This window comes from Desulfallas thermosapovorans DSM 6562 (assembly GCF_008124625.1).
Lineage (GTDB): Bacteria > Bacillota > Desulfotomaculia > Desulfotomaculales > Desulfallaceae > Sporotomaculum > Sporotomaculum thermosapovorans.
The window spans coordinates 143726-151736 of record NZ_VNHM01000008.1; the positions used below are offsets into that span (position 1 = coordinate 143726).

Sequence of the window (8011 nt, forward strand, 5' to 3'; positions counted from 1 at the left end):
TAGATACTCCTTTAAATACATTGTACATTTAAAGAGCCCTAATTTTCAACACCAAAAGAACACCTTCCAACCCTTCCCTTTGGAATTTGCTTTTTACAGGTTTCATTTGTTAAAAAACTACACAATGAACCAGATAAATGTTGTGCAGGTAAATGTATAGTGTTATTATATTTAAAAGTCCAATAAGTGCATGATGCACATAGTTGCTACCCCAAACATTACTGTGATTACCGGGCATGCTTGGTGAACGAGGGGGAAAATCACTGTGGAAAAAACAGAAGGCGGTGCTAGTGTTGCGCTGGACAGAATGATCCAGCCCATGCTTTTACTGTTGATATTAAAAAAACCGGCTCACGGTTATGAACTAATCCAAAACTTTAATGCCATACATGAGGATGAATTGGTGGAACCGGGGACTATTTACAGAAACCTGCGGCGGATGGAAAAGGATGGGTTTGTAACTTCCAAATGGGAGGCAGCCGAATCCGGGCCGGCCAGAAGGAAGTATGATATCACCCGGGAGGGAATCATTGCCTTGCGAGAAGCAGCGGGCAAGCTGGAGCGGCAAAAAAAACAAATTGAAGATTTCTTGGCTGAGTATCGAAATCTGGCAGTTGAAAAGGGGGGGGACCGGCCATGAAAGCGGACCCGAATGCGCTGAAAATACTGCACGCCGGGGCATTAAGAAAGCCCATTAAAGAATGTATTCATATCCTTTGGGAAAAATATCCCGACCTTAAAGTGGAACTGGATTATGCCGGTTCCCGGGCCTGTGCCAGGGCAGTGGCCGAGGGTAAAATTGTGGACGTAATTGCCCTGGCCGATTACCAGGTGTTTAACGATATTTTAATCCCCCGGTTTGTGGACACCTCCTTTGTATTTGCCACCGATCAAATGGTGCTGGCCTTTGATGAGTTTTCTCCGGAAAGTAATCAAATTAATGAACAAAACTGGATGGATGTGCTGCCGGGCAACCCCGCCATCAAGTATGCCCGTTCGGATCACCGCCTGGACCCCTGTGGTTACCGGACATTGATACTGTGGCAGCTGGCGGAACAGTACTACGGCAGACCGGGCTTGTACCGGGAACTGGAGAACGGCTGGAGTAACCTGTACCCCAAATCCCTCGACCTGGCCGTGGCCTTGATGGAGGGGAAAATTGACTATGGCTTCGAGTACCTTTCCGTGACCAAACAAATGAACCTGCCATATATCCAGTTTCCCCCGCAAATTAATTTAAGCGATCCCCGTTATGCCGGTTATTACGCCAGGGCCAGGGTGGTCATTGAGGGCAATTACCCCGGCCTGGAAACGGAAATCCTTGGTGCGCCCATTGAATTTGCCGTGGCCATACCCCGAAATTCCAACCAGAAGGTATTGGCCCAGGAGTTTATTGATATCCTTACCGGGCCGCGGGGAGAGGAGGTATTGGAAGCAAACGGGCTGATTCCCTGTTAGCAGCGTTATTACCGCTACATTACGTTGATTGCGTCATCACTGTTATATTGATAATCCTTTGGGGTTTTAAAATACTTTTGACCAAAAGGGGGGTTCGTAATGTTTTTCCCTGTATCCGGTGTGGAGATCAACCCGCTAATTCCACCGCTGGTGGCCTTTATTGTTTCCTCCATCACAGCCTCCGCCGGGGTGTCCGGTGCCTTTTTGCTGCTGCCCTTTCAGGTAAGCGTGCTGCATTATACCAGCCCTTCGGTCAGCCCCACCAACTTGATTTACAATATTGTGGCTATTCCCGGCGGCCTGTACCGGTATATTAAAGAAGGGCGCATGGCCTGGCCATTGACCTGGGTGGTGTCCCTGGGTACCCTGCCGGGGGTTTTCCTGGGTTCCTGGGTGAGAATAGAGTATTTACCGGACCCTCGCTCTTTTAAGCTATTTATGGGCGGCGTATTGCTCTACCTGGGCATAAAAATCATCACCGAGTTTACCGGCGGCTCAAAAAAACAAAAGGCGCAAAATAAAGCGTTGGAGCAAAAGTTCAAGGAGCGGGTGGCTAAAATAAAGGCGGAAAGTAACCAAAAAATAGCCGCCGGGCTACCGGCCGACGCGGTGGTAAAAACCAAAAGTTTTTCCCTGACCAGAATAGAATACGAATTTTGGGGTGAAACCTATTCCTTCAGCACGATGACAATTTTTACCCTGGCGCTGGTGGTGGGATTAATCGGCGGTATTTATGGCATTGGCGGTGGGGCCATCATTGCCCCCTTTTGTGTTTCTATTTTAGGGCTTCCTGTTTATACCGTGGCCGGGGCGGCCCTGGCGGGTACTTTTCTTACTTCCATTGCCGGGGTGGCCTTTTATTCCCTTTTGGCCATGACTGCCGTGGGGGCGGCCACCAATGTGTCTCCCGACTGGGCGCTGGGTGCGCTGTTCGGCATCGGCGGTCTAATGGGAACCTATTGCGGCGCGTATGTGCAGAAATTTTTAAAAGAAAATATTGTCAAGGTAATTATGGCGGCCTTGATTTTGTTCCTGGCATTGCAGTACATTATTCAGTTTTTCCTGTAAATATCGCCCAAAAACAATTTGTTTATTTCAAAGGCCAGCTGCCCAGTAACCCGGGGCAGCTTTTGTTTTAATGCCGGAAACATAAAAGGGGTCGCCTTGTTGTGGGCGATCCCCTTCACTTAAAGGATATAAGCTGTTTTTTAGTAATTGTGTGTGCCGATAACCACGGGGACACCATATTTGGAGGATAACATTTGTTGTACTTTTTCCAGATCGATGGGGCAGGCGGAGGTTTTGACGGCTCTTACCATACAAGTGCCCAGGTGAATGGCGTCAATGTCCTGCTCCAGGTAGTCAGCCATTTCCATTACCAGGTTGACTTTGGGCATCACCAGCCCGGGGCAATCGCCACAGTCACTCAAGCCGACTATGTTTACCGCGTCGTATTTGGCGAATTCACCTTCTTTAAGGCCGGCCGCCTTAAAGCATTTAAGACAGGCCATACAGTTGATATCTCTGATTTTAGCACAGGTAACGATTAAAATATTAGCCATTTTTTTCTATACCCCTTAATGATAGATATTTTTAATGACGGCTACAGGTTTTTATTGTTTAGCCTGGCCTTAATAAATTAATTACTAAGTGTCGTGCTTAACCGTAATTATGGGTTCCCTTCACTACCTTGACGCCAAATTTCTCTTCAATTTTTTTAGCCAGCTCGTCCACATCCATATACGGGCAGCTTGGCCAGGGCTTAACCATGCAGGTGGAAAAGTGCACCGCATCAAAGTCAACATTCTTCTTTACACAGCCGATATTTGGTATCAACTGGCGCCCGTTGCATTCGCACTCCAAAAAGCCTACCACCTGGACGGAATCAGCATAACCGGCAAATTCCCCTTCCTTATCGTTGGCGGCTTTCAGGCATTTCCACTCACCCGGGCAACCATACCCCTGGGATGAGTAAGAACCGCAAGCAACAATCAAAACTTTCACCGCTAACCTCTCCTTTCCAATAAAACAAACAATCATTTAGTATGCTTTTTTTCTTATTTCTATACGGCATATATGAAATCCTGTCTTGTCACTGATTATGAAAAAAGATATGAAATTATGCTTAAAACGCCCTAATAGAACGATTGTCCATAAATGATTATGAAATTACTGCCTAATGCTTTATTTTTGACGTTTGCTCAAAATAGAAATTATTTAGTATAGTTATAAAAATGATACTTACCCTACCCTTATTATGATTTTCTTGTCATTACTTAACTATATACGTTTTTTTACCTGGAACAGTATGAAGATGCCGCTGGGTTGCATTTTCGTAATAATGAAAATTTAAGGTGGGTGGTGTAAAAAAAATTTACAAACTATTCAATTGAATGAATGTTTAAAACAACTAAGGAGGTCGAATAAATGCCAAGGTTTAGAGATCCAAGCCTGAACAGCCGGCCCTCGAACAAGTCACCGCGGGTTATCGATCCTAAAAACGTCAAGCGGACCGTTGACCCCGCAGCTCTGGAAATGATCGATGTGGCCAAGGAAAAAGGGATAATTACAGCTTTTGACCGGGTACTGGCCCAGCAACCGCAATGTCAATTCGGCTACAAAGGTATTTGCTGCCGTTTTTGCATGATGGGGCCTTGCCGTATTAAAGCCGATGAAGGTCCTGCCAGCAGGGGTATTTGTGGTGCTAACGCCTGGACCATCGTGGCCCGTAGCGTCGGTCTGATGATCCTAACGGGTTGCGCATCCCACGCCCAGCACGGCAACCATATCTCCCACGTAATGGAAATGATTGCTGAAGGTAAAGCACCTGATTATTCCATTAAAGACCCGGAAAAGCTGATTAGAATATGCAAAAAGGTAGACATAGAAACCGAAGGTAAAGATGAGAAAACCCTGGCCAAGGAGTTGGCCGAAAAAGCCCTGGCCGATTTCAAACGGCTTAAGGGTGAAGGCGAAGCCACCTGGATTACCAACATGGTTACCAAGGAAAGACTTCAAAACTACCGGGAACGTAATGTAATGCCCCACGGCATTCATGCCACCATTTCCGACCTGGTTACCCAGGCTCACGTGGGTATGGACAATGACCCGGTAAACCTGGTGTTCAGTGCTGTGCGGGTAGGTTTGGCCGACCTGGCCGGCAAGTGGATTGCCACGGACCTTTCGGATATTATTTTCGGCACCCCGGAGCCCGTTATGAGTGAGGCCAATATGGGTGTTCTGGACCCCTCCAAGGTTAATATTATTCTACACGGTCACAATCCGTTGCTCAGTGAAATGATCGTGGCTGCGGCCCGGGAACTGGAAGATGAAGCCAAGGCCGCCGGTGCTGCGGGCATCCAGCTGTCCGGCATTTGCTGCACCGGTAACGAAGTACTGATGCGTCAGGGAGTACCCCTGGTCACTTCTTTCTCCTCCCAGGAACTGGCCATCTGCACCGGTGCTGTGGACTGTATGGTAGTGGACGTGCAGTGCATAATGCCCGGTCTTAATACTGTGGCCCAGTGCTTTGGTACTAAATTGATCACCACCGCTGATATCGTGAAAAACCCCGGTACCATGCATATCGATTACCAGGAAGCCACAGCCATGGAAAATGCCCGGGAAGTTATCCGAGAGGCGATAGCTGCCTATAAAGAGCGCGGTAACCGCCCCGTGCATATCCCCAATATAAAGAACAAAGTTGTGGCCGGCTGGAGCCTGGAAGCTATCTTTGAGCTGTTTAAAACTGTTAATGCCGATAACCCCGTCAGAGTCTTAAACGATGCTATACTGAGCGGCGAGCTGAAAGGCGTTATTTTAATGGCCGGCTGCAACAACCTGAAGACATTCCACGACCAGGCCCACCTGGAAATTACCAAAGCCATGTTGAAGAACGATGTGCTGGTTATTTCCACCGGTTGCAACGCCCAGGCCTGCGCCAAAGCCGGTCTGATGGATCCCGAAAAAGTGGATGAATACTGCGGTGAAGGACTCAAGAGTTTCTACAAGCGCATCAGCGCCAACGCCAATCTGAAGTATGGCCTGCCGCCGGTGCTTCATATCGGCTCTTGCGTAGACAACTCCCGGGCAGCTGAATTATTGATGTTAATGGCGGAAGATCTGGGCGTGGATACCCCGAAAGTGCCGTTTGTAGCCTCCGCTCCTGAAGCCATGAGTGGTAAAGCCACCAGTATCGGCACCTGGGCCGTAACCATCGGCCTGCCCACCCACGTTGGTACCATGCCGCCGGTGGAAGGCTGTGACCTTATTTACAGCATTCTCACCCAGGTGGCCGGCGACGTATTCGGCGGTTATTTCATTCTCGAGCCCGATATTGAAACATCGATTCAAAAACTACTTAATGCTCTGGAATATAGAACCTGGAAACTGGGCGTACACCGCCGGGTAGCCGAGGATTTGGAAACCGGCCTGTGCCAAAACTGGTAAACCACTACGAAAGGGAGGGAAATAGAAGTGAGCGAAGCCATTAACTTCGATCAAATTTTTGAAGGCGCCATAGAACCGGGCAAGGAGCCCAAGAAGCTGTTCAAGGAAGCTTATGAGGGCACCATTACCGCCCTTAGCTACGCTGAGATTTTGTTAAATCAGGCTATCCGTACCTACGGCAAGGACCATCCCGTGGGATATCCCGATACAGCTTACTACCTGCCGGTCATCCGCTGCCTGAGTGGTGAAGAAATCAAGACCCTGGGCGATATGGTACCGGTATTGAACCGGATGCGTAATGCCGTCAAAGAAGAGAAAACCTTTGCCAACGCCCGCAAGTGGGGCGAAGCAACCTGGTACGCCGCCGATATCATCGAAGCAATCAGGTACATTAAGAATACTCCGGAAAACCCGCTGCACGTTGCTCCCTGGACTGGATTCATCGGTGACCCCGTGGTGCGCCAGTACGGCACCAAAATGGTGGACTGGACCATTCCCGGTGAAGCTGTCATCCTGGGCCGGGCCAAGGACAGCAAGTCAGCCAAGAAAATAGTGGACAGCCTGATGGCCAAAGGTCTAATGCTGTTCTTATGCGATGAAATAATTGAGCAGTTACTGGAGGAAGGCGTCAAGCTAGGTGTGGACTACATCGCATACCCGCTGGGCAACTTCACCCAGGTGGTACACGCCGCCAACTACGCCCTGCGGGCCGGTATGATGTTCGGCGGTATCAAACCCGGCGACTATGACGCCCAGCGCGATTACCAGCGCCGCCGCGTGCTGGCCTTCATCCTGTACCTGGGCGAGCATGATATGGTCAAAACCGCAGCCGCTATGGGTGCCATCAACGTGGGCTTCCCGGTCATCACCGACCAGGAACTGCCCGAAGACAAGCAAATTAAAGACTGGTTCATCAGCGAGCCCGACTACGACAAAATCGTCCAAACCTGCCTTGAAGTACGGGGCATCAAAATTACCACTGTGGATATCGACGTACCCATCACCGTGGGTCCCGCCTTTGAAGGCGAATCCATCCGCAAGAAAGACATGTACGTGGAATTCGGCGGCACCAAAACCCCCGGCTTCGAGCTGGTACGTATGGGTGACGATACCATCGAAGACGGCAAAATTGAGCTGGTGGGACCGGATATCGATACTGTGGCCGAAGGTGGCAGAATGCCCCTGGGTATTGTAGTGGACGTTTACGGTCGCAAAATGCAGGAAGACTTTGAACCCGTGTTGGAGCGCCGCATTCACTACTTCACCAACTACGGCGAAGGTTTGTGGCACGTAGCCCAGCGGGATATTATGTGGGTACGAATCAGTAAAGATGCCTATGCCAAGGGCTTCCGCCTCAAGCATATCGGTGAAATACTGTACGCCAAATTCAAGTCCGAATTCTCCTCTATCGTAGACCGGATTGCTGTAACAATTTACAGTGATGAACAAAAAGTACTGGAAATGCGGGAAGTAGCACGGGAATACTACAAGAGGCGTGACGACCGCCTCAAGGAACTGCGGGATGAGAAAGTGGACACCTTCTATTCCTGCACCCTGTGCCAGAGCTTTGCGCCCACCCACGTGTGCGTCATCGCCCCCGAGCGGGTCGGCCTGTGCGGCGCGGTGAGCTGGCTGGATGCCAAGGCGGCTTATGAAATTAACCCGCACGGTGCTAACCAGCCCATTCCCAAGGAAGGCGTCATTGACGATGTCAAGGGCCAGTGGAAGTCCTTCAACGAATTTACCTATAACAACTCGCAACGCAACATTGAAGCTGTTAACTTCTACACCATCATGGAATACCCGATGACCTCCTGCGGCTGCTTCGAATGTATCCTGGCCATGGTGCCCGAGTGCAACGGCTTCATGGTGGTTAACCGGGAGCATGGCGGCATGACCCCGTCCGGTATGACCTTCTCCACCCTGGCCGGTACCATCGGCGGCGGTGCCCAGATGCCCGGCTTCATGGGTATCGGTAAATCATACCTGGCTTCACCCAAGTTTGTACCCGCCGACGGCGGCCTGGGCAGGCTGGTCTGGATGCCCAAGGCACTGAAGGAAGAGTTGCGGACCGCCTTGGAGGAAGCTGCTGAAAACGCCGGTT

Annotated in this window: 7 protein-coding genes; 5 read left to right on the top strand and 2 right to left on the bottom strand. The window is 49.9% G+C overall.

What is annotated here, in order from left to right:
* Positions 1-265 precede the first annotated feature (265 nt).
* From LX24_RS08760 to LX24_RS08770, 3 genes are all read left to right on the top strand, one after another.
* Complete coding sequence (locus tag LX24_RS08760; RefSeq protein ID WP_243131684.1) at positions 266-640, top strand: PadR family transcriptional regulator; 375 nt, start codon at positions 266-268, stop codon at positions 638-640.
* A complete protein-coding gene (locus LX24_RS08765; protein WP_166511756.1) occupies positions 637-1458 on the top strand; it encodes an extracellular solute-binding protein in 822 nt (273 codons plus the stop codon). The genes LX24_RS08760 and LX24_RS08765 overlap by 4 nt, the downstream gene beginning before the upstream one ends.
* A 99-nt stretch (positions 1459-1557) precedes the next feature.
* Complete coding sequence (locus LX24_RS08770) at positions 1558-2526, top strand: sulfite exporter TauE/SafE family protein (RefSeq protein WP_166511757.1); 969 nt, start codon at positions 1558-1560, stop codon at positions 2524-2526.
* 140 nt (positions 2527-2666) lie between these two features.
* Here LX24_RS08770 and LX24_RS08775 read toward each other — a convergent pair whose 3' ends face one another.
* Positions 2667-3020 (bottom strand): CGGC domain-containing protein, encoded by a 354-nt coding sequence (locus tag LX24_RS08775; RefSeq protein ID WP_166511758.1) that lies wholly within the window; start codon positions 3018-3020, stop codon positions 2667-2669.
* A gap of 97 nt (positions 3021-3117) precedes the next feature.
* Positions 3118-3462, bottom strand: a complete 345-nt coding sequence (locus LX24_RS08780; protein ID WP_166511759.1) for a CGGC domain-containing protein — start codon at positions 3460-3462, stop codon at positions 3118-3120.
* A gap of 423 nt (positions 3463-3885) precedes the next feature.
* Between LX24_RS08780 and cooS the strand changes: the two genes are divergently transcribed.
* Complete coding sequence (gene cooS, locus LX24_RS08785) at positions 3886-5907, top strand: anaerobic carbon-monoxide dehydrogenase catalytic subunit (protein ID WP_166511760.1); 2022 nt, start codon at positions 3886-3888, stop codon at positions 5905-5907.
* Positions 5908-5934: 27 nt separating this feature from the next.
* A partial coding sequence (acsB, locus tag LX24_RS08790) for an acetyl-CoA decarbonylase/synthase complex subunit alpha/beta (RefSeq protein WP_166511761.1) occupies positions 5935-8011 on the top strand: 2077 nt, incomplete at its 3' end.